Raw genomic sequence first — 22,299 nt, forward strand, 5'->3', positions numbered from 1 at the left:
GATGGCTATGTTGAAGGCTTGTCTTTGGGGCGGTTGTGTTGCGGCGGCGCCGGGATTGCTGGCGCAAACGGTTTGCAACGTGCGCAGCCTGGGGGCGAAGGGCGACGGCGTCACGAAGGATACGGCCGCAATCCAGAAGGCCATCGACCAGTGCGCGCCAAGCCATGGCGTGGTGCTGCTGGAGGGCGGCACGTTCCTGACCGCTCCGCTCCAGTTGCGCAGCGGGCTCACCCTGCGCATCGCGTCCGGCTCCACGCTGCTGGGTTCGCGCGACGTGAACGACTACCCGATCCGCGACGATGCGAAGTGGCGCCGCGTGGCGCTGCTGCACGGCGATCACCTGCAGAACGTGACGATCGAAGGGCCGGAAGATCGCAACCACGGCTCCGGTCCGGCCGTCATCGACGGCTCGGGCGAGGTGTTCTGGAAGCTTGCCCACGAGCACAAGGTGGCGGGCGACACGCTGGGCTCCGCCGGCTTCGCGCGGCCCATGCTGATCGACATCACGGAGTCACAGCACCTCACGTTCCGCAACCTGCGCGTGCAGAACTCGCCCATGTACAACTTCACCTTCTTCTTCTGCGACGGCATTCAGATCCGCAATGTCGTGATCCGCAACCCGCAGCGCGACGCGCCCAACACCGACGGCATCGACCCGTTCTCCTCGCGCAACATCGAGATCAGCGGCGTCGACATCTCGACCGGCGACGACGACATTGCGCTGAAGAGCGGCCTGGTTGAGCGCGACGCGAAGATTGCGCCGGTCGAACACGTCTGGATTCACGACAGCATCTTCCGCGCGGGTCACGGGCTAAGCGTAGGCAGCGAACTGGCGGGTGGCATCAACGACGTTCGCGTGGAGAACGTGGAGATGGTCGGCACCGACGCAGGCGTGCGCATCAAGAGCAATCGCACCCGCGGCAACGACATTCATGACCTGCACTACCGCAACATCACCATGACGAACGTGGGCCAGCCGGTGCAGATCACGGAGTACTACCCGCGCATCCCGGAGACCGACACACCGCAGAAGATGGACGCGCACACGCCGCGCTTCCACGACATCTCGCTCGACAACATTCATGCGACCGGCGCGAAAGACGCGGTAATCGTCGGCCTGCCCGAGTCACCGATCGAGAGGCTGACCCTGACCGACGTGTCGATCAACGCGGCCAAGGGCCTGCGCATCCGCAACGCTGACGTGACGATGCACAACGTGGTCGTGAACGCCACAGACGGGCCAGGAATCGTCGAAGAGACCGGCGCGAAGATCACGCAGAAGTAGCGTGCGCGTTTGTTGCTGCCAGGTCGAAGACACCAGCCAGAGCCCTCAGAAGCGCAGCAGGTAGCTGGCTTTCACGAACAGCTCACGGCCTGTCGCGAGGTATTGCGGCGAGTACGGAACGTCCGTGTTGTTCGGGTCGCATGCGCCGCTCAGGTTGCGGTAGCAAAGCGAGCGGTCCAGATTTTCCAGGGCGTTGTTATAGCCCACATACACCGCGGTGCCGGGGTGTGGCAGCCAGGTGAAGAGCACCTGTGAACTGACCTGCTTGGTGCGCGCAAGCGTGGTGACCAGCGGATTCGCCAGAACCGAGTCGTACTCCACGATGGCGCGCAGGCTGAACGATCGTGTGAACTGGTAGTTCACCTTGGTGCGCAGCGTTTGCGACTCGTAGGCCAGATTGCCCGCACGGAACATGCTGCTGCCGGGTGCGGGCGTGGGAGTGTTCTGCAACTGCGGATCGTTGTGCGCCGCGGTGGTGCGGTCCAGCAGGTACGTGTTGTCGATGGTGAGCGGACCCACGGGCTGCAGCGTCAGGTAGCCGCGAAGCTGATCCTCATGCAGCAGCTCCGGGATGCCCGCGCCGGCAGGGTTGTAGTTCACCGTGGCGCCGTGCACATACGTGAGGCGCGTGTTGAACTGCGGAATCGGCGCCAGGCGCACCAGGGCGCCGGTGTAGTTCTCCGTAAAGTTCGTGTAGTGCTGCAGCGCAGGATAACTGGCCGGCGACAACGTGTCGGAGTTATTACCGACAAACGGCACAACCAGGCCGTTGCGTGGCAACGTCAGGATCAGGTCGTTCTCGTTGTAGTGGAAGACGCGATTGCCCGCGCGGTCGAAGGCAGTATTGAACTGCGGCTGGATCTGCACGCTCTGAATGCCGTGCCGGTTCGGGTACCACGAATAGCTGGCATTGCTATTCACCTGGCGCACCTGCGGAATCGTGGTGAAGCCTGCGTCGGCTTCATAGCCCTGGCTGAAGTCGCGGTAGCGGATGTTGAGATTGAAGCTGCGGCCGCTGCGATACAAGCCCAGGCGGTTCGCTGGACCGGCGGAGTAGGTTCCGTCCTGCTGCTGTGTGCTGGACTCGACCCACATGCCGTTTAGCGTCCAGTGCTTGTTCAGGTAGGCGTTGAAGTCGATGCCGCCCACGCGATTGGCCTTGCCGTTGAGCACACGCTGCGCATAGCTCACACCGATGCTGGACTGCTTGCCGATGTCCTGCGAGACGCGAAGCATGGTGGTCAGCGATCGTTTGCCGTGCAGCGGGTCGTCCTGCGCCACGAACTCACCCGGCGCGCGGTCGTCAATCGTAAGAAAGCCGATGTTGGTGCGGCCGATCTTCCCGGTCGCACGTGCGCCGAACTCGGGGTGGATGATGGTGCGCGTGTAGAGCAACGTAATCGGCGCGTCGAAGAAGCTGCTGTTTTCCAGGAAGAACGGGCGCAGCTCCGGATAGTAGACGGCGAAGCGTTGATTGACACGGAACTGCGGCTGGTCGGATTCCACCTGGCTGAAGTCGGGATTGATCGTGCCGTCCAGCACGATGGAATCCTTCACGATCGCCTTGATGTCGCCACCCGCGGTTCCGGCGAAGTTGCGATTGCTGAAGTAGGGCTTCAGCGGATCGTCGTCGTTCAGTTCGCGGATGCGATGCGCCAGCGCGTACGGATTGATCTGGATGTTGTGCGACGTGGCGCCTTCCAGCCCGTGCGCCGTGCCCTCCTGGCTCAGCGTGCCACTGACCTGCTGCGAGATGTGCGGCCAGTAATCCTGCTCGCTCAGCCGGGGCATGTTGCGGCCCACGATGATGCCCCAATCGGGTGCCGTGGCCCGCGAGCGGATGCTGCGGAACGGAATCGCCATCACCGCAATCCATCCCTTCGGTGTGCGGCGCGCGCTCGAGTCCCAGATCTGGTCGTAGCTGAAGTCAGGATCGTTGTTCTCGGTCCAGTTCGCGTCCGCCTGCACGCCCAGCGGATTGACTTCAAAGAGGATGCCGCGCCGCCGGTCCTGAAACGGGTCGACTAGCAGCGAGACGTAGTCGTCCTGGTCGATGTTCTCGCGGCGGGCCAGGTGCGCCCGCATCAGATTGGGCCGCGAGTCGTAGCAGACGAAGACGGCAAACAGCGTCGTATGCGTGCGGCCCAGCCACACCTCGGTTTTCTCGCTGGCGGGCTTGGTGTCGAAAGGTTGGTTTTGCGAAAGCTCCGCGATGTGCGCCAGCTTGTCGCGCAGGGCCGGCGAGGGCTGCATGTCCTGAAAGTCGGCCAGCGACAGGTCGTGTTCCAGCAGCGGGATCTGCAGCGTTTGCGCGGGCGTCAGGTGGGTGGGCGCGTTGGGACCAAGTTGCGAGTTCCCGGGGCTGGCTTGGTTTTGCTGCCCACCATAGAGGGTCGCGGAGCACGCCAGCAGAAGGCACACGGGAGCAAGACGGGTTAAAGCACGCGAAAGCAAACGGGGAGCCAGAATGAACTACGCAGAAGAATCGAGGAAGGAAGCGGGAAAGTCTCCAGAAGAAAGGCGCGGGTGCGCCCTTGTCAGAGTACGCAAGGAAGTTGTGGACGGTTCCGCGCCCCGTGTACCAGGCTGGTTCTCGCCGTGTGTGTCCGCGAAAAAGATGAACTTCATGCGGCAGCTACACTCGGGACTATGCCCCCCACCGTTGTTCGCTCGTATTCCAAGATCAACCTTGGGCTGCGCATCGGGCCGCCGCGAGCGGACGGCTTCCACCACCTGACCACCCTGTACCAGACGGTAGACCTGTACGACCTGGTCACAGTAGAGGCTGCCGAGGCGGCTGCGACCGAGATCACCATGTCCGCCAGCGACGTCCGGGTGCCGTGCGACGCCCGCAACACGGCGCATCGCATGGTCAGTGCGGCGCTGCAGCAGCTAGGGCTCGCGGCACGTGTCCACATCCACCTGGAGAAGCGGCTGCCACCGCAGGGCGGCATGGGCGCGGGATCGGCGAATGCCGCCGCCGCGCTCATCGGGCTGGAGCGACAGCTCGGCGTCGCGCTGCCGGGGCCGGCCCGGCTGCGCATCGCAGAGAGCGTCGGTTCCGACGTCCCGCTATTCCTCCTCGGCGGAACCGTGTACGGCCACAACCGTGGCGAGCGCGTCGTCCCGTACCCGGACCTGCCGGAGACGCCGTGCCTGGTGGTCGCGCCGCGGCAGGGGTCCAGCACACCGCTGGCGTTCCGCGTCTGGGACGAGCAGGTGACGCGATTGACCCCGGAGGCCGCGCACGATAGACTCGATGAGTTGAGCCGCGTCTATGCCTCGGTGTTCGCACCGGCAGGGCAGGGTGGTCCGGGCAGTCTGCCGGGCGACCTTCCTTCTCAGGATACGACCGGCGCCCTTGGTGTCTCCGGGGCTCGCAGCGGGGCAGATGCCGCGCTGGGGCAAGCTGGAGACCTGGCCGGGAATCCGCTTCTCGAGCTTGTCCGCACCGGGATCGAAAACGACTTTGAAGAGGTCGTCTTTCAGCAGCACCCCTCCCTGCGCGAAATCAAGCAAGCCCTTGTCGAACCGACACGGGGCGAGACCGGTGAACCGGAGATCAGCGGCGCGCTGTGCGCCATGCTGTCTGGCTCCGGGTCGTCCATCTTCGGTCTGTTTCGGACCGATGAGCAGGCCAGGGCCGCGGAGCAACGGGTTTTAGCCCTGGGGAGCGGCGCGCGAACCTTTGTGACGCGCACGCTTGGCCGGGAGCGCTACTGGCGCGAGATGTTCGCGGGCTAGGGCAGGTACACTGGCAGTGGCAGTCTTCTTCTGGCGGCAGTTGGCCGTGGGACGAAGTTGGGCGATCGACTAACGGTAGGTCAAGTGCCTTTGGAGCACTTTGTCCAGGTTCGAATCCTGGTCGCCCAGCCAACAAACAGGGCCGGTCTCCTTTCGCGCGACGTTGCACGAGATTGTTGGAAGGGGGGACAGGCAGGACATTTACGGCAGTAGATCTCGCCAGGCTAACCGGCCGGAAGGATTCTCCCACCGCACATGACACCGCAGCAGGATATGCCTACGCTCGCGCCCACCGCTCCCACTGAATCCACGCAACAGGCCACGGCCGCACCGTCGCAGCCGATTACGGGCGCTCCGACTGCGTCCAAGGCACCGTCTGCGCCGTCGCCGGAGCGCAAGCGTTCCTCGCGCCTGGCCGACGACAAGCGCTTCAAGATTTTCTGCGGCTCGGCCAACAAGCCGCTGTGCGAAGAGGTGTGCAGCTTCCTTGGCGTGCCCATGGGCCAGACCAAGCTGCAGAACTTCTCCGACGGCGAGATCCACTTCCAGCTGCTGGAAAATGTGCGCGGCGCCGATGTGTTCGTCCTGCAGCCCACCAGCGCTCCAGTGGAAAAGAACCTGGTCGAGCTGATGATCATGATCGACGCCCTGAAGCGGGCGTCGGCCGGCCGCATCACGGTGGTCATGCCGTACTACGGCTACGCCCGGCAGGACCGCAAGGACCGCCCCCGCGTCGCCATTACCAGCAAGCTGATCGCGGACGTGCTGCAGACCGCGGGTGCGAACCGCGCCCTGCTGGTAGATCTCCACGCAGCGCAGATCCAGGGCTTCTTCAACATCCCGGTGGACCACCTGTTCGCGTCACCGGTGCTGGTCGGCTACTTCCGCGACCTGAACCTGCCCAACCTGACCGTGGTCTCGCCGGACGCGGGTGGCGTGGAGCGGGCGCGCTTTTTCGCTCAGAAACTTTCCGTGCCGCTGGCGATTGTGGACAAGCGCCGCACCGACATCAACGTGACGGAAGTGATGAACGTGATCGGCGACGTGCGCGGCCGCACCTGCATCATCCTCGACGACATCGTCGACACTGCCGGAACGCTGACCAAGACGGTCGACGCCCTACTCGACAACGGTGCCGAAGAGGTCTACGCCTGCGCTTCGCACGCCGTGCTGAGCGGCCCGGCTGTGGAGCGCCTGACCGCAAGTCGCTTGAAGGAGCTGGTGGTCACCAACACGATTCCGCTGCGGCCCGATGCGGCGGCGTTGAGCAAGATCAAGGTTCTTTCGGTTGCCGGTCTGTTGGGCCGCGCCATCGAAAGCATTCACATGGAAACGAGTGTGAGCACGCTGTTCTCGTAAAGGGAACAGGGCACGGGGAACAGGCAGCAGTTGACCTGTTCCGCAACGAAACGAATGGCCGATTCCACGGTCAACATCCAGCGGCGGTGATAACGCCGCAGAAAAGGGAGCGAGGAAAGGAAGCATCGCGACGGAGAGACGGACACCGGTCCTGTTCCCTTCGCCCTGTTCCCTCCACTTCGTGCCCGAAAGGAAAAACAATGGCAAACACAGAAGCAGTTCAGGCAACGGTTCGCACCGGCAAGTTCAACAAGAATGCGGCTCGCCGCGTTCGCGCCGCGGGCATGATCCCGGCGGTCGTTTACGGCGCGGGCCAGGAGCCGGTCGCAATCACGCTCGACCCCAAGGTCATCACCAAGATCCTGCACTCTGACTCCGGCCACAACACGATCTTCGACCTGAACGTGGCCGACGGTGCAGCGACCAAGGCGATGATCATCGACTGGCAGTACGAGCCCATCAAGGGCAAGCTGCTGCACATCGACCTGAAGCGCATCGCCATGGACAAGGCCATGAAGGTCTCCGTGCCGGTATTCCTCACAGGCACCGCGCGCGGCGTGAAGGCCGAGGGCGGCGTTCTGGACCAGGTTCTGCGCGAGGTTCAGGTGGAGTGCCTGCCGGGCGACATCCCGACCAGCCTCGACGTCGACATCTCCGACCTGGGCATCAACGGCGCGATCCACATCAAGGACCTGCCGCACTCGGGTTCGCTGAAGTTCCTGGAAGACGAGAACGCGGTTGTCGCGCACGTAACCAGCATCAAGGAAGACGTGGCCGAGACGGCGGGCGAAGGTTCCGCTGCGGGCGAGCCCGAAGTCACCAAGGGCAAGGGCAAGCCGGAAGCACAGGCGGCCGCACCGAAGAAGTAGCTGTGAGTTGAGAGTGAGGAGTGTTGCGTTGCGAGCCGTCTGTTGTTCCATGTTTCCCTCGCAACTCCTCGCTCCGCACTCGCAACCGCGGAGTATCTCGTGAAGCTGATCGTGGGACTCGGCAATCCCGGTCCTGAGTACACCTTCACACCGCACAACGCCGGCTTTCTCGCCATCGATCGCATCGCAGAGGATCGCGGTGCGGTGGTGGCAAACCGCCGGGGACGCGCGCTGACCGGCAAAGCCGTTATCGCAGGCGAAGAGTGTCTGCTGGCAAAGCCGGAAACGTTTATGAACCTGAGCGGGCTTGCAGTGGCCGCCCTGGTTGGGGAACTCGGTCTCGATCCGAAGAGCGATGTCATCGTGCTCTACGACGAACTGGCTTTCCCGCTCGGCACGGTGCGTTTGGCCGCGCGGGGCAGCAGCAACGGGCACAACGGTGTGAAGTCGGTCACCGGGTCGCTCGGCAGTGAGGATTGGATCCGCGTTCGGATCGGTGTCGGTCGAGGGACCGCGCCGGACGGCCGCGCGATCCGCGCAGGTGGCACCGACTACCTGCTGCAACCGCTTCGCAAGGGCGACCTGGCGAAGCTGGACGAAGCTCTCGACCGTGCCGCAAAGGCGGTCGAAACCGTTGTGGCCCAGGGCATCAGCGAGGCCATGAACCAGTTCAATCGTCGCGACGAGTTGTAGGCGTCGCAACGGCTTGAGTGCAACACAACGTAACTTCCATACCCTCCAGCGCGAGGGTGCGAGCCGCAAAGCCCGCAAGAAAGAAGATCTATGAACCGTACGTATGAAGTCATGTTTATCGTCCGGCCGGACCTGGAAGAGGCCGACCTGGACAAGCTGATCGAGGGCTTCTCGACTGTCGTCACCAACGGCAAGGGTGAAGTGAAGCAGGTGGAGAAGCTGGGCCGCCGTCGTCTCGCCTACATCGTCCGCAAGTTCCAGGACGGCCTCTACGTCCTGCTGCACATCTCCGCCGACGGCCCGCTGGTCGCCGAGCTGGAGCGCCGCCTCCGCGTGACCGAGCAGGTGATCAAGTTCATCACCGTTCGCACCGACGAAGAGAACAAGCGCCTCGCCAAGATCAAGGCCATCCGCGACAGCAAGGTGAAGACCAGCACGCAGCAGACCGCCAACGTGGAGGCCAGCGAAGCCCCGGCTGCACCGGCCGTTGCCGCCGAGCCTGCCGTCGCCTAAGTTTCTTCCGCTGCCCTGACCCGCAGCGGAACAGGAAAGACCCGCGACGCTCTGCTTCCCGCTTTGCCATGCAAAGTGGTTCATAGGTTCCCGAGCGAACCTGGAGCACGAGATCGCCGAACGGAGCCGGGCCAACGCCCCGCTCGAAAGGAAAGCATCAGCCATGGCTGACGAAACCACCGGCACCACCGCGGCTCCCGCCGCATCCGCGCCAGCACCTGCACAGGGCGGCTACCAGGGTTCCAACTCGGGCGAGCGCAGCTCCGGCCCGCGTCCTCCGCGTCCCGGCGGCGGACCCGGCGGCGGCGGTCGCAAGTTCTTCCGCCGCAAGAAGGTTTGCAAGTTCTGCGTCGAGAAGATCGACCAGATCAGCTACCGCGACGTTCGCCTGCTGCAGCAGTTCGTCGCCGAGCGCGGCAAGATCACGCCGCGCCGCCTGACAGGTGTTTGCACCACGCACCAGCGCCAGCTTTCGCAGGCCATCAAGCAGGCCCGCAACATCGCCCTGCTGCCGTTTGCCGCGAAGTACTAACCCGGGATCGATGGGCGCGCCAGACGCGCACGCCCGAGGAGAAAAGACATGGAAGTCATTCTGAAGGAAGACGTCGACAGCCTGGGTCACCGTGGCGACGTGGTCAAGGTAGCCAACGGCTACGGTCGCAACTACCTCCTGCCGCAGCGCCTCGCCATTGAGGCGACCGCGGCCAACAAGGCTGTGATCGTGCAGATGAAGGAATCGGCAATCCGCAAGGCTGCCAAGGACAAGGCTGCCGCGACGGAGCAGGCCGACAAGCTGAACGCGGTGGAGATGACGTTTGAGCGCAAGGTTGGCGCAAACGACGTTCTGTTCGGTTCGGTCACCGCTGCCGACATCGCCGCCGAGTTCGCCAAGCAGGGCTACGAGATCGATCGTCGCAAGATCCTGCTGGACGAGCCGCTGAAGCAGCTCGGCGAGTTCCACGTGCCGGTCAAGCTGTTCCGCGAGATCAACGCCCACGTAAAGGTCACCGTCAAGTCCGACGACCCGAACTACGTCCCCGGTCAGAAGCCGGAGATCGTCAGTGACGAGGATCCGATCGAGCGCTACGGCCAGGACGAGGACGACGACGATTACCGCGACCGCCGCTACTAAGCTGGCGCGACGCACTAGCAGCAAGGCGCACCTTCGGGTGCGCCTTGCCTTTTGCGCGGATTTGGCATCCCATGCGGACATGCGCTCGTGGGCTATCCTCCCGATGTTTGCATTGCTCCTGCTTGGCGGCTGTAAGCAGCACCGCTCCGCCGGTTCTGGTGCGCAGCCGGTACCCCTGTCGGCGCAAGGTCTGCAGGCGGATCAATCCGCCGCGGCCGCGCAGCAGGCAAAGCTGGTCGCTCTGCAAGCACCTGAGATGGAAACGGATGTCCCCGCAGACGTCCAGCGCGCAATCCCGGCCTTCAAGGATGCTCTGGTAAAGCTCACTGACGATGTGGTGGCGGGGCAGCCCGTCGCCGCAACGGCCGCGCAGCTTCAGCAAGCCTTGTCCGCCGTCTTGCCATCCTCCGCAGAGTCCCACCCGGCGGAGCAGGCATCGTCCGCCAAGCCGGACGCCGCAAATCGGCAGGCCGCCCATCCCGGTGAGTACGGAGGCGAAGTCAAGGCGCAGGTCACGGCTCCACAGCCCCGAACCCTGCTGGTCGACGTGAGCTTTGCGATCGAGTGCGGCGACGACCATGTCCTGCTCGGATATCAGAACGACGGCAGCCGTTGGAAGCGCATCCTCCGCTGGCAAGCGCCTCCCTACAGCAAGGTGAGCGGCGCCTTCGGAGACATCTTCGAACCGCTGTTGCTGCGGCCCACGCGCACGGGCCACCCGGTCTTGCTCGTCGTGCACGGCACGCCGTGGTGTACCTCCACGGAAAGCAGCCTCGCCATGGACACGATGGAGCTCGATCCAAAGGCTGAAACCGAGAAGCCCTTCTGGCACGGCCAACACGGCTATCGGCGCGCCGACGATGTTCCGCCACTCGTCTATTCGCTCAGGACCACACCGGACGGCTTCGAGATCCGCGCGAGCGTAAACGAGTGGATCGGCGATGCCGTCGCCCGGGTCGGCGTCATGCGCTACGCTCTGGTTGGCAACACCATGCGCCGAGCTTTTCCAACCGCGATGAACGTGCGCGAGTCCGTCTCCGAGTGGCTCAGCATGCCCGTCGAAGAGGCCCGCCTCTTCAGCGACGCGCAGCCGGGTTCCGGCGCCTGGCAGATGTGGGATTCTCTCTCGTACGTAGACAAGACTCCCGAGCAGGCTTCCCACGTTCTCGCTGCTTCGTACGGCGACACGCGATCGTGCTCCGATCCCAAGCACTACCAGGTGGAACTTCACACGCGAGCGAACACGCCGGGCACCCAGGGCAGCTCCGCCGGCCCTACTTACTACGTGCAGATGGAGCAGATCGCGGACGGCTATTCTGTGCGCGAGGCAATGCCACAGCCCGATCCCACCTGCGAGGGCCCAGTGATCGCTATCGATCCAAGCGGCCACGAAGCCTCCACATCTGCTCGCCCATGATTCTTCCGCGTCGAAAAAGACGAAGCGGTCCTGCGCCGCTGCACCCGTTCGATCTGCTGCACGGCACTGAAACGGGAGCACTGATCCCCGGTGACGATCTGGCCACAGGGCACCGGCACGATCGCCACATCACGGCCTATCACGGCACCGCGCCCTCTCTCTTCCGCAAACTTATGGCCCAGTGGCAGCCGCATCGTCGCCACCCCTTGCAGCAGACCGCGTTTGTCGACGTTGGCGCGGGCAAGGGCCGCGCCATGCTGCTTGCGGCAGAGCTGCCCTTCCGGCGCATCCTCGGCATTGAACTCCATCCGGCTCTCGCGGCATCCGCGCGCCGCAACCTGGAACGCTTCCAGCGGCAGCAGACCCGAAAGACAGAGGATCGTCCGTCCATCCCCATGCGGTTGGAAGAGGCAGACGTGATGCGTCTCCGTATGCCCGCCGGACCGTGCTGCGTCTTCCTGTTCAACCCGTTCGACCTGGTGTTGATGGATCGCTTTCTCGACAAGCTGACGCGCGACTTCCAGGGCCGCGAAGACGATCTGGATCTGCTGTATGTGAACGACGAGCAGCGCGACCTGATGCTTCAAGAGCACCCGCAATTCCAGGAGGTCTGGCGTGGCCGCATTCACCTCTCGCGCGAGGATCGTGACGCCGACAAGGCCATCATCGGCTACTGGGCCCAGGGCCTCTACGTGACCAGCGGATACGAGGATTGCGGCATCTGGCGATTGCGTAAGAAGTAAAGCGGCGCGCACCTGTACGCAAAAGCAAAGGAGCCGAGTAACTCGGCTCCTCTGCTTTCGATACAACCGTACTCAGGCTACCTTCGTGCGCACCTTCTCGATGCCCGTTTCGCGGAACGGATCAATCACGATCTTGGTCACGTTGTCCTTCTTGTCGCGCCACGTCTTGTACATGTTCGGCACATCGTTGATGCCGATGCGGTGCGAAATCAGGAACGTCGGGTCGATCTGGCCGGCGTACACGCGCTCCAGCAGCGGCTGCAGGTACTTGTGCATGTTGGTCTGGCCCATCTTCATCGTGATGCCCTTGCCAAACGCAGCACCGAAGTTCAGCTTGTCCAAGTCGCCGCCATACACGCCCGGGATCGACACCGTGCCGCCCTTGCGCACCGCCTGGATGCACTGGCGCAGCGCCGTGGGGCGATCCGTCTCCAGCATGAGGGCCTGGTCCACTTTGTCATACAAAGCGGTCACGTCGGTGCCGTGCGCTTCCATGCCGACACAGTCGATCACAGAGTCGGGCCCGATGCCGCTCGAAAAGTCGCGCAGCGCTTCCAGGACGCTCATGTCCTTCTCGGCATAGTTCAGCACCGTGGCGCCGCAGTAATCGCGCGCCAGCGCAAGGCGTTCCGGGAAGCGGTCGATCGCGATCACGCGACCCGCGCCCAGCATGTAGGCACTGGCAATCGCAAACAGGCCCACGGGACCGCAGCCAAACACGGCGACAGTATCGCCCGGCTCGATCTGCGCATTCTCCGCACCCTGGTAGCCGGTGGGGTAGATGTCCGAAAGGAAGAGAACCTTCTCGTCGTCGATGTCGCTCTCGATCTTGATCGGGCCCACATCGCCAAAGGGCACGCGCACGTACTGCGCCTGGCCGCCGGCAAAGCCGCCGTATATGTGCGAGTAGCCAAACAACGCTGAGCCCGAGTAGCCGTACATCTGCTCGCAGATGCGCGCGTTCGGGTTGCTGTTATCGCACAGCGACCACAGGTCCTTCTTGCAGAAGAAACAATTGCCGCAGGCGATGGTGAAGGGGACTACGACACGGTCGCCCCGCTTCAGCTTCTTCACCTCGCTGCCCACCTCTTCGACGATGCCCATGAACTCGTGGCCGAGGATATCGCCCGACTCCATCGTGGGGATGTAGCCGTCGTAAAGGTGCAGGTCCGAACCGCAAATCGCGGTCCGTGTAATGCGTAGAATTACGTCAGACGGATTGATGATGGACGGATCCGCAACCGTCTGAACCTCAACCTTACCCGTGCCCATCCAGCAAACGGCTTTCATGTGTACTCCCTCGTGTATGCGTATGTCGATCGTGTCGCGCACCATGTGCGCTGTGTCATGGAATCGGTGCAGGCTAATCGTTGTCGCTCAGGCTGGCCCACAGGATCACGCCCAGAACAACCGGGATCGTGGCGAGTCCAACCGTCGTCAACGTGTCCGGCGACAGCTTGCCGATGAATCTGTTCTTGCGCGGCAAGTCCTGGGGATGTGCGCGGTCGCTGGTGCCCGGAGGCGTAGGCAGGTTCTCACCCATCAGTAGCTGCTTCAGCTTTCCGCTGATACCGCGACGGCCGGCGGGCTGACCTTCAACGGACGGGATCTGGCTGGACTCGATGAGCTCCTTCAGGTGCCGCAGATCCTCAATCACCAGTTGCCGCGGCGAGCGCGAAATCACCCCTGCAACGGCGTTCGCAATGGCACCGCCCGGTACAGTCCCGTCCACGATCATGGTCGCAACGGTGCCGCGACCGGCGGGATGCGGTTCCAGCGAAAGAATGTCCGTGGTGCCGGCCGTTGGCCCGGTAAGAACGCGGGAAACATGCCGCTTGCCGGGTACCAGCTCCAGCTCTTCGGCGTCGAACTCGGTCTGCACACCCGTCCCGGGATCCTGCATCACCCAGTGAAGCTTGTTGCCCCCAATGCGGGTAACGCTGACCACGCCCTCTTGCCAGATCGGCAACAGGTCGATGCTGGCGTACGTGTTGTAGACCTCTTCCGGCGAGGCGTTGATCGTAGCCACTGCGTGCGCCCGAAGTCGGTTACCCTCCGAGTCGTTGGGTAGCGGCGTATAAGCGTTTCCGGTCCTGGGGAATCGAACTTCCTGAAGCGTTTCCGTCGGCATGCTCTCTCCTGTGGCGCACACGCTGCCATGCCCATCGGGTGGCTGCGCGGAAGCGCCAGACGAGAGGTTGTGATGGCACCGGGGAAGAGGGCGTGGTCTAACGCACGCTGCCATCTCCCGCCAGAACCCGCGATCGGGTGCGATCAGGGCCGCGCGGATCGAACCGGCAAAGCCTTCTCGATCCAGCGATCTACGGTGACAAACTGCAGGTCCGGCCGCGCAACCAGCGCAGCGGTTACGGCTATGCTGTCCGCCCGCGAATGTGGAGAGTCCCCGTCCAGGTGCGATGCATCGTGCAGCAGCACGTTGCTGGTGCGGCCGCGTTTGCGGTTCTGCTCGATGCCCCGGTCTACGTTCCGCAGGATGCGTTCGCTGCCCAGCGGCTCCCAGTCGTGCGCGGTCACGTTCCATTGCACGGGCTCCAGCCCCAGCGATCGCGCAATTCGAAAAACTCCGGGGCGTCGCGAACCGTACGGTGCGCGAAACACCCGGGGCGAGATGCCCAACGTGTCCTGCAGAATGGCCTGTGTCCGCTCCAGTTCTGTGCGAACACGGGCGTCGCTCTTGCGTGCCAGGTTGGGGTGCATCTCCGTGTGATTGCCGATTAGGTGACCGGCGGAGGCAACGCGTCGCGCAATCGCCGGATGCCTGCGCACGTGATTGCCGATCAGGAAGAACGTCGCGCGCACGCCGTGCTCGGCCAGCAGCTCCAGCAGCGGCTCCGTGTTGCGGGCGCTGGGGCCGTCGTCATAGGTGAGTGCGACCGTGTGGCGCGAAGGGTCGGGATCCGGCACGTCGATCAGTGTCTTGCCAAAGATCTGCGACGTGGGCCAGCCCGCCGCATACGACAAGCCACCCGTTACCAGGCCAAGCGCGCCCACACCGGCTGCGGTGACAACGGCTGCTGTTTGCCACGTTTGCATCGGTAGCAGTGTAGCGGAGACGTGAACGACTCGGGCAATCCATCCCGCATGCACACACTGTCAGTCTGGAACGGATGCAGTCGCCAGAGCTTGGCCTTGAGCGCCACCGCCGCTGCGCTTACGGATCGCGAACGCAACCAGCCCCGTCACAAGTACGATTGCGGCCAGCCGCAGCTCTGCCGCAATCTGCGGGCGCGACACCACGATAAAGACGAATCCGCCTGTGGCGGCAAGCGCTGGCATTGGATACAGCGGCATCCGGAAGCGACCGGGAAGCCGGCGTTCACGCCGATGCTTCGGCAACAGCACAGCCACGCCCTGCAGCAGAAACTGGAACAGAATGCGAAGCACTACCAGCGACGCAATCACCTCCTGCAGCCGAAACAGGCAGCACACCACCGTAATGCCCGCAAGCGTGACCAGCGAGATCGCCGGGATGCGCAACCGCGGATGCAGCCGGCCGAACACCGCAGGAAAGTTGCCGTCCTGCGCCGCCGCGAACGGGATGCGCGAATACCCGAGCAGCAGACCGTAGATGGACGCCAGCGACGCCACTGCCACCAGCACCACTGCGACCGTTGCCGCGCCGTGCGCCCACGCATGTCCGGCAAAGGCGCGCTCCGCCAAGAGCGCCATCGTGTAGCGGCGCGCGCCGGCATCCGCATGGGTCAGCTCCTGCCACGGCAACACACCAAGCGTCGCGATGTTCATCAAGAGGTACAGCGTGCCCACAATCGCAATCGCGCCAAGCACGGCGCGCGGAATCGTGCGTTGCGGCGTGCGCAACTCGCCCGCCAGGAAGCACACGTTGTAGTAGCCCCAGTAGTCGTACGCGCTCACCAGCAACCCAGCGCCCAGCCCCGCGAAAAATGCTCCGCCAAAATGGAACGCACCCGGCGGAAAGCTGAACGCACGCGCAGCGGAAAAATGCGTGAAGCCCACGGCGATCACTGCCACAAGCGTCAACAGGACGACGGCGCCCAGCACCCGCGTAACCGCGCCAATGCGCCGAATCGGTTGCAGCAGCAGCAGTGTGATCGCAACACATGCCGCAATCGCCAGCGCCGACAGTGTCCAGCGCGACGCACCCGGTAAAAACCATCCGCTGTACTGGGCAAACCCAATGCAGCCCGAAGCGATGGACAGCGGCGCCGACACCAGCAGCTGCCACGCGTATAGAAAGCTGAACAGACGCCCCCAGCGCGCGCCGTACGCTTCGCGCAGGTAGGCGTACGATCCGCCCGCCAGCGGATGAGCCGTGCCCAGTTCACTCCACGTGCAGCCATCGCAAATTGAGAGCACCGCGCCAAGCACCCACCCGAGCATCGCCTGCGGCCCGCCCATCGCGGTCACGATCAGCGGCAGCGTGATGAACGGGCCCACGCCGACCATGTCGATGATGTTGGCGCCCAGCGCACCGGCAGTGCTCAGGCCGCGATCCAGCAATGCGCTTCCGTGCGGTTCAGTAACGGCGGATTCAGCGGAGGTCGGCACTGCCGCCATCCTATGCCCCTGCCACTCCGTCTGTGGCGAGGCCTGCAAGCCGCCGCGCCTCTCGGAACAGCGCCTCCGACGTGCGGGCCAGGTGCGCCCGCTCCGTGTCGATCCATCCTTCATCGTGCTCCTGCTGCGCCTGAGCGCGATCCAGTTCCGGGTCCAGCGCAACCGCCGCAGGCCCGCCCGGAATGCTGCGCACGGCTACGAAGTACTCCGGATCGAGCGCTTGCAATAGCTCCGGCAGCGCTAGGGTGAGGCCCGCCGCTATCGCCTGCTGGTGTACGTCCTGCGCGAGCGCCTTTGGGTCGTCGCTCGTTGCGCGGCGAACCGCGGCACTCACCATGCCATGCGCTTGGTGAAAGCTGATGCCGCCGCGCCGCACGAGCGTATCGGCAAGCTCAGTCACTGTCAGGAAGCTGCGCGAAGCTCGCTCGCGCATGCGTTCCGTGTGGAACGTCGCTTCGCTCAGTGCTCCCGCCAGCAGCGTGGTGGCGCGGTGCGCATCGGCAAACGCCAGGGCCACCAGCGGCTGCAGCGAATCTTCGCTGTCGTTCATGTCCGCGAACGGTGTGTTGTGCAGCGTGCCCAGCACGGCTTGCGCCTCGGTAAGCGCGCGCGAGGCCAGCACGCGCACATGCTCCAGCGGAACAGGGTTGCGCTTCTGCGGCATAATGCTGCTGATCTGCACATAGCCGTCACTCAGCCGCAAGAAGCCGAATTCCGCCGTCGACCACAGCAGCATCTCCTGCGCGAAACGGCCCAGCGAAAGCATTGCCGTGGCCAGTGCGCTGCAGGCTTCCGCCAGGTAATCCACCGCTGCAATCGCGCCATAGCTGTTGGTGATCAGACCGCGAAATCCAAGGCGCTCCGCCGTGTTCTCGCGGTCGATTGGAAAGCCCGTGGTGGTGATGGCGCACGCGCCCAGCGGCGACCGGTTCACCCGCGTGTAGCAGGCCTGCAGCCTTTCCGCATCGCGCTCCAGCACCTCGACGTACGCCATCAGAAAATGTCCCAGCGTGGTCGGCTGCGCGGGCTGGTTGTGCGTGTACGCGGGCAGGATGCTCGCGCGGTGTTCCGACGCAATCCGCAGCAGTGTTGTGCGAAGCGTTGCGTTGGCTTCCAGCGTTTGCAGCAGCCGCTCGCGCAGCACCATGCGATACATCGTCAGGTCCAGATCATTGCGCGAGCGCGCCGTGTGAATGCGCCCTGCAAGATCGGGCCCGAGCGCCTCCGCAAGCTTTCGCTCGATCAGGAAGAACAGATCTTCCACGGAGCCGTCGTACTCCGCCGCAGCAATCGCGCTCTGATCCAGTTCAAGGATGGCTTGCAGGCATTGCGCCGCCTGCTGCTCGCTAAGGATGCCCTGCTTGGCCAGCATCAGCACATGGGCCAGGTCGATCTCCAGCAGCGACGGCAGAAAGAAGCGCTGCGCGTCCGCGAACACCTGCCGCAGAACGGTGTCACGGTAAACCGGCGCCGGAAACGTGGAAGCGGGAACAGACAAGATCAAATCCAGGTTGTGTCGCAGTTTGTAATTGCTGGCTTTGCGGCAACGGTCGCCTGCACCGTTGCCGCCCCGCCGTAAGAGTTAGAAGTCGATACGCGCACCAAACTGCAGAATGCGCGCTTCCAGAACACTGCTCACCGGCAGCAGCGAAGGCTGCCCCGTGATCACACCGGCCGCGTTCACCGTGGCATTCGTGTTGATCGTGGTGAAGTTGCTGCGGTTCAGCAGGTTGTTCGCTTCCACAAAAATCTGCGGCTTCACGCGTTCCGCGATGGTCACGAAAGTACGCGTGTAGCGCAGGTCAGCCTGCACGATCTTGGGCGTGCGCAGCGTGTTGCGCGCCACAAAGAGCGGACGCTGCTGGCCGCCCGAGCGCGGGTCGTTGTTCAGCAGCGTGCCCGTGACCAGGTTCTGCTGGTCGCCGCTAGTTGCGTTCACCAGCAGCGCAAAGTTGTTGTCGTTGAACAGTCCGCGAACATACTTGTTCGCAAAGTGTGTGGTGGGCTGGTACACCGTCGAAGTGTTGAACCCGATCGGCCGGTTGATCGAGCTGTTCCCGCGATCGCGCCGGGGATTGCTCGGGTCCTCGATAAAGTTCGAAAACTCGTAGGTGTTGCCTTCGGGGGTGTTGTCGATCGCGTGAGACCACGCGAAGTTCGCCGACGAGGTCAGGCCTGCGGAGAACCGGTGGTTGTACGCCGCGATCAGCGCGTGATAGCTGGAGTTGTTGCCGATGTCGATGTAGCTGATCGCGTTGAAGGCAGGATTGGCGCGCGTGTTCGCATTCACCGCGGTGCTGTATACCGGCCGTCCGTCGGCCAGAAAGCTGGTCGGATTGATCAGGTTGCTGTTGCGCAGAAACTGCAGGTTGCGGCCGTTGCTCAACACGTAGCCGATGCGCAGCGAGTCACCCTTGGCCAATTGCTGCTCCACCTGCGCGTCCACATTCCAGGTGTACTCATTCTTGAACCGCGAAGTGAGCGCGTACGGTGTCGGCGTGGGGAACTGTGCCTGGTTCGCCGCGCTGAACGTACCCGGAAACGCAACGCCGGAGCTGGGCGTGAGCGACGTGATCAGGTTGCCGGTGTTGGTCAGGCCGTTCGAGTACAGCGGGTTGTAGTAGCTGTTCGTCGGCGTCGCCTCGTAGTACAGACCGCCGCTCAAGCGCAGCACCAGCCCGGGCTGCGCGTTGTAGGCCAGGCCCAGGCGCGGCGCGAAGTTCGCCATGGGAACGCGGAAGCTGCGCGTCTCCGCCAGCGGCGCATTGGCAATGCCGTTGGGAGCGCGGTACTGGTCATAGCGCACGCCGTAGGTCGCGGAAAGCTTCTGCGTGAGCGCCCACGTGTCCTGCGCAAAGAATCCGAAGAACACCGTCTGGTACCCAGCACCCGGCTTGCCGATCGACGCAGCGATCGTGGAGTACGAGAACCGATTCGTGCCGTTCTTCGCCGCGGCATAGGCCGCCAGAGTCGGGAACGTGTACTGCGTATACACGTCCGCCAACTGCGTGTCGTTGTTCTTCTGGAAGCTCACGCCGAACTTGAACGCATGCGCTCCGCGGTTCAGCGAAATGTTGTCGTTGAAGGACGGGATTTTTTCCTGGTACTTATCGCCCGCAGCGTTCGTTCCACCAAAGCCGGACACCACGCCGCTGATCGTAATCATCGGTCCAGGTCCGGTGGCAGAGCCCGCAAAGTGCTGCTGGTTGCGGTACGGCCAAGATCCGCGGAACTCGTTCAGCAGGTTCGGCGTCAGCGTGCTCACCAGTTGCGCACCGATAATGTGCGCACGGTCCTGGAAGTCGGACTCCGCGCTCAACAAGAACTGGCCGCCCACGTTGGTGTTGAACGGGTAGTTGTTGCGGAAGTAGTTGTAGCGCACAAAGCCGTTGTTCTTGCTGTTCAGGATAAAGTCGCCACGCACGTCGACCCACTGGGCGCGCTGCACCTGCGGAGCTGTATTGAAGTCGCTCGCCGGCACACCCAGCGCGATTAGCGCGGCCTGGTTCGCCAGCGTCACCGTGTTCGCCTGCGGGTTGCCGCGCTTCAGGTGCTCGTACGCTCCAAACAGGAAGAAGCGGTTGCGAACCACGGGTCCACCCAGCCGTCCTACCAGATCGTCGACATGCAGATTCGGCTTGGGCTGGTAGCCCGCGGTGCCCGGCACGCAGTTCTGGCCCATGGGGCAGCTGCTGGCCGCCTTGGGCCGCCAGATGTACTGCACGGCGCCGTGCAGGTTGTTGGTGCCCGCCGGCGTGATCACGTTGTAGATGATGCCGGCCGTGTTGCCAAACTCAGGATTGAAGCCGTTGCTGATGGTCTGCACCGTGTCGGTATAGCTATCGCTGATCGCAAACAGGCGCAGCCCGTAGCGATCCGACTCGGTATCCACCATGCCGTCCAGCTGGTAGTTCACGCGGTCCACCAGGCCGTTGGTGTTCAGCGTGCGCGGCACACCGTTCTCCGCATTCGGGTGCCCCGTCACACCAGGCTGGAACAGGATGAAGTTATACGGGTTGCGCGACGTCAGCGGCAGGTTCTGCGTCTCCACGGAGCTGATCGTCCGGCCCAGGTCCGTGCGCGTCACCTCCAGCAGCGGAGCATCCGCCGAAACCTCAACCGTTGTCGCAACGGAGCCAGCCTTCAGCGTCTCGTTCAGCGACAGGTCGGTGCCCGCGTCCAGGTGAATGCCTGCCTGCGTCAGCGGCGCAAACGACGGCGCATTCGCGGTCACGGTGTAATCGCCCAGCGGCAGATCCGGCGCCACGTAGCGGCCGTCGTCGTTCGTCGTCAGCTCGCGCGTAAAGCCGTTGTTCAGGTTTTTGATCGTCACCGTCGCGCCGGGCACGGGAGCTCCAGCCGCATCCGTAATGGTGCCGCGCAGCGTGCCGTTGATTGCGTTGGCCTGGGCCAGCAGCGCCGGCGCGGGTGCCGCCAGCAGAACGGCGGAAAGGGCAATGGGAAGAAACGTGTGCTTCATGGGAACACCTCCTGGAAGTGCGGCAAAGACCGGGCCGCTTAGGATCGTGCTTCGGGTTGAGGTACGGTGTGCCAACCTGCGCGTCTGGTTGGCCTCGTCTGGTTCCGCCGGTCGCCTTACGGGTGGCGGTGGCAACTACAAATTGGAGTCAACAGAGCAGGCCGGCCTCCGCGGCCGACAACGACAGCGACACTGCGCCAAATAACTGTGCTTCGGGCCCAAGCGACGAAGCCCGCAGCTTGGGTTGAGCGAATTCGTTTTCCCGCAGAAACGCTTCCGTGGCCGAGCACAACGTGCGGTGCGCGCCCACGCCGCCACCCAGAACCACAAGCTGCGGGTTGTACAGCAGCGACAGCGTTCCAATCGCGTCGGCCAGGATGCGCGCCGTCTCCGTGGTCACTTCCAGCGCCAGCGTATGACCCTCATCGGCCAGGTCGAACACCTCGGGTGCGTGCAGCCGCATCAAGTCAGCCTTGGCCGCGCGCCGCTCGCGTCGCAGCGCCTTCTGCCACATCGCTTCCACGCCGGCGCCGCCGATCGCGCGCTCCAGTTGCCCTGTCTCTTCCAGCCGCACCGGTTCGCGAGGCATGCCGTACACCGGCAGGTAGCCGATCTCGCCAGCGGTCCAATCCGCACCGTGGTGCAGCGCTCCGCGCAGAAAGATGCCCGCACCCACGCCCGTTCCCAGCGCGATAAAGATGAAATCATCCACGCCTTGCGCTTCGCCCCGGTACTGCTCGCCAAGCGCCGCCAGGTTCACATCATTCTCGACCGTGCAGGAGATCTTCATCTCGCGCTCCACCAGAGCGCGCATCGGGAATTCAGTCCACCCCTGCAGGTTCGGCGCGGCCAGCACCACGCCATGGTCCACGTCGGTAATGCCCGGCGCGCCTACGGTCAGGTGCAGCACGCGCGCTGAAACGTCGGTCTGCTGCATCATCTCGCGAATGCCGGTCTGCATCAGCGACACGATGGTCCGCGGTGTCTTCTGCCGTTCGTTCAGGTGCGTCGCCCAATGCGCCACCGGCGTCCCGTTCAGGTCCGCCAGCATCATCCGCAGCCGGGTTCCACCCACATCCGCACCCGCCACCAGCCCATGGCTGCTATTGAATCGCAACAGGCTCGGCGGCCGGCCACCAGAGCTCTCGCCATCGCCCAGATCTTCGATCAGCCCCAGCCTCGTCATGTGCGCGATCGACACGGAAACCGTGGTCGCAGACAGGCCGGACTTCCGCACCAGGTCGGCCTTCGAGCAAGGGCTGTTGCCGCGCAGAAGGTTCAGCAGCAGGCGGCAGTTCGACTCACGCAACTGCGACGGCCGCGCCGCCTCCGCGCGCATCGGCAACCGCGGAGCCACGGTGTGTTTGCCGCCTGTGCGGCGCATCGTCTTGAGAATTCGGCTTGCCAAGCGGGTTTGCTGAGTTTATACGGAACGTGTACAAAGTCTGCAAGCTTTCCTCAAAAGTTTTTGTTCACGGCGACTTTGTTCTGCTACGCGCCGTCCGTA

The 22,299-nt window shown here is 63.9% G+C and carries 18 protein-coding genes and 1 tRNA gene; 11 read left to right on the forward strand and 8 right to left on the reverse strand.

The window, feature by feature from the left end:
• Position 1 precedes the first annotated feature (1 nt).
• Positions 2-1,285, forward strand: coding sequence for a glycoside hydrolase family 28 protein (locus OHL12_RS15015; protein WP_263414629.1), 1,284 nt, complete (start codon positions 2-4; stop codon positions 1,283-1,285).
• A gap of 45 nt (positions 1,286-1,330) precedes the next feature.
• On the opposite strand, the gene OHL12_RS15020 is transcribed toward OHL12_RS15015, so the two are convergent.
• Positions 1,331-3,706 carry a carbohydrate binding family 9 domain-containing protein gene (locus OHL12_RS15020; protein WP_263414630.1) on the reverse strand — a complete coding sequence of 792 codons (2,376 nt, stop codon included), beginning with the start codon at positions 3,704-3,706 and terminating at the stop codon, positions 1,331-1,333.
• A 228-nt stretch (positions 3,707-3,934) separates the two neighbouring features.
• Here OHL12_RS15020 and OHL12_RS15025 point away from each other — a divergent pair, with 228 nt between their 5' ends.
• The 10 genes from OHL12_RS15025 to OHL12_RS15070 all read left to right on the forward strand — a co-directional run bounded on the left by OHL12_RS15025 (position 3,935) and on the right by OHL12_RS15070 (position 11,755).
• Entirely contained in the window at positions 3,935-5,029 is a 1,095-nt protein-coding gene (locus tag OHL12_RS15025) for a 4-(cytidine 5'-diphospho)-2-C-methyl-D-erythritol kinase (protein WP_263414631.1), read from the forward strand.
• Positions 5,030-5,087: 58 nt separating this feature from the next.
• Positions 5,088-5,161, forward strand: a tRNA-Gln gene (locus OHL12_RS15030).
• 123 nt (positions 5,162-5,284) lie between these two features.
• Positions 5,285-6,388, forward strand: a complete 1,104-nt coding sequence (locus OHL12_RS15035) for a ribose-phosphate diphosphokinase (protein WP_263414632.1) — start codon at positions 5,285-5,287, stop codon at positions 6,386-6,388.
• A gap of 200 nt (positions 6,389-6,588) precedes the next feature.
• Complete coding sequence (locus tag OHL12_RS15040; RefSeq protein ID WP_263414633.1) at positions 6,589-7,257, forward strand: 50S ribosomal protein L25; 669 nt, start codon at positions 6,589-6,591, stop codon at positions 7,255-7,257.
• Positions 7,258-7,356: 99 nt separating this feature from the next.
• A complete protein-coding gene (gene pth, locus OHL12_RS15045) occupies positions 7,357-7,950 on the forward strand; it encodes an aminoacyl-tRNA hydrolase (protein WP_263414634.1) in 594 nt (197 codons plus the stop codon).
• A gap of 90 nt (positions 7,951-8,040) precedes the next feature.
• Entirely contained in the window at positions 8,041-8,463 is a 423-nt protein-coding gene (gene rpsF, locus OHL12_RS15050) for a 30S ribosomal protein S6 (protein WP_263414635.1), read from the forward strand.
• A 163-nt stretch (positions 8,464-8,626) separates the two neighbouring features.
• Positions 8,627-8,995 carry a 30S ribosomal protein S18 gene (gene rpsR, locus OHL12_RS15055; protein WP_263414636.1) on the forward strand — a complete coding sequence of 123 codons (369 nt, stop codon included), beginning with the start codon at positions 8,627-8,629 and terminating at the stop codon, positions 8,993-8,995.
• Positions 8,996-9,043: 48 nt separating this feature from the next.
• The gene (rplI, locus tag OHL12_RS15060; RefSeq protein ID WP_263414637.1) at positions 9,044-9,595 is read left to right on the forward strand and encodes a 50S ribosomal protein L9; all 552 of its coding nucleotides are present in this window, start codon (positions 9,044-9,046) and stop codon (positions 9,593-9,595) included.
• A gap of 103 nt (positions 9,596-9,698) precedes the next feature.
• Entirely contained in the window at positions 9,699-11,012 is a 1,314-nt protein-coding gene (locus OHL12_RS15065) for a hypothetical protein (protein ID WP_263414638.1), read from the forward strand.
• On the forward strand, positions 11,009-11,755 hold the full coding sequence (locus tag OHL12_RS15070) for a class I SAM-dependent methyltransferase (protein WP_263414639.1): 747 nt from the start codon (positions 11,009-11,011) through the stop codon (positions 11,753-11,755). The genes OHL12_RS15065 and OHL12_RS15070 overlap by 4 nt, the downstream gene beginning before the upstream one ends.
• 72 nt (positions 11,756-11,827) lie before the next feature.
• On the opposite strand, the gene OHL12_RS15075 is transcribed toward OHL12_RS15070, so the two are convergent.
• The 7 genes from OHL12_RS15075 to OHL12_RS15105 form a co-directional block, all read right to left on the reverse strand.
• A complete protein-coding gene (locus tag OHL12_RS15075; protein ID WP_263414640.1) occupies positions 11,828-13,045 on the reverse strand; it encodes a zinc-dependent alcohol dehydrogenase in 1,218 nt (405 codons plus the stop codon).
• A 73-nt stretch (positions 13,046-13,118) separates the two neighbouring features.
• Positions 13,119-13,886 carry an SRPBCC family protein gene (locus tag OHL12_RS15080; protein WP_263414641.1) on the reverse strand — a complete coding sequence of 256 codons (768 nt, stop codon included), beginning with the start codon at positions 13,884-13,886 and terminating at the stop codon, positions 13,119-13,121.
• Between the two features lie 143 nt (positions 13,887-14,029).
• Positions 14,030-14,809 (reverse strand): polysaccharide deacetylase family protein, encoded by a 780-nt coding sequence (locus OHL12_RS15085; RefSeq protein WP_263414642.1) that lies wholly within the window; start codon positions 14,807-14,809, stop codon positions 14,030-14,032.
• A gap of 60 nt (positions 14,810-14,869) precedes the next feature.
• The gene (locus tag OHL12_RS15090; protein WP_263414643.1) at positions 14,870-16,303 is read right to left on the reverse strand and encodes an APC family permease; all 1,434 of its coding nucleotides are present in this window, start codon (positions 16,301-16,303) and stop codon (positions 14,870-14,872) included.
• 10 nt (positions 16,304-16,313) lie between these two features.
• Positions 16,314-17,810, reverse strand: a complete 1,497-nt coding sequence (argH, locus tag OHL12_RS15095) for an argininosuccinate lyase (RefSeq protein ID WP_263414644.1) — start codon at positions 17,808-17,810, stop codon at positions 16,314-16,316.
• An 84-nt stretch (positions 17,811-17,894) separates the two neighbouring features.
• On the reverse strand, positions 17,895-20,792 hold the full coding sequence (locus OHL12_RS15100) for a TonB-dependent receptor (RefSeq protein ID WP_263414645.1): 2,898 nt from the start codon (positions 20,790-20,792) through the stop codon (positions 17,895-17,897).
• A 148-nt stretch (positions 20,793-20,940) separates the two neighbouring features.
• Positions 20,941-22,200, reverse strand: a complete 1,260-nt coding sequence (locus OHL12_RS15105; protein WP_263414646.1) for an ROK family protein — start codon at positions 22,198-22,200, stop codon at positions 20,941-20,943.
• Between the last annotated feature and the right edge of the window lie 99 nt (positions 22,201-22,299).

Origin of the sequence: Terriglobus aquaticus (assembly GCF_025685415.1) — a bacterium.
Classification (GTDB): Bacteria; Acidobacteriota; Terriglobia; order Terriglobales; family Acidobacteriaceae; genus Terriglobus; species Terriglobus aquaticus.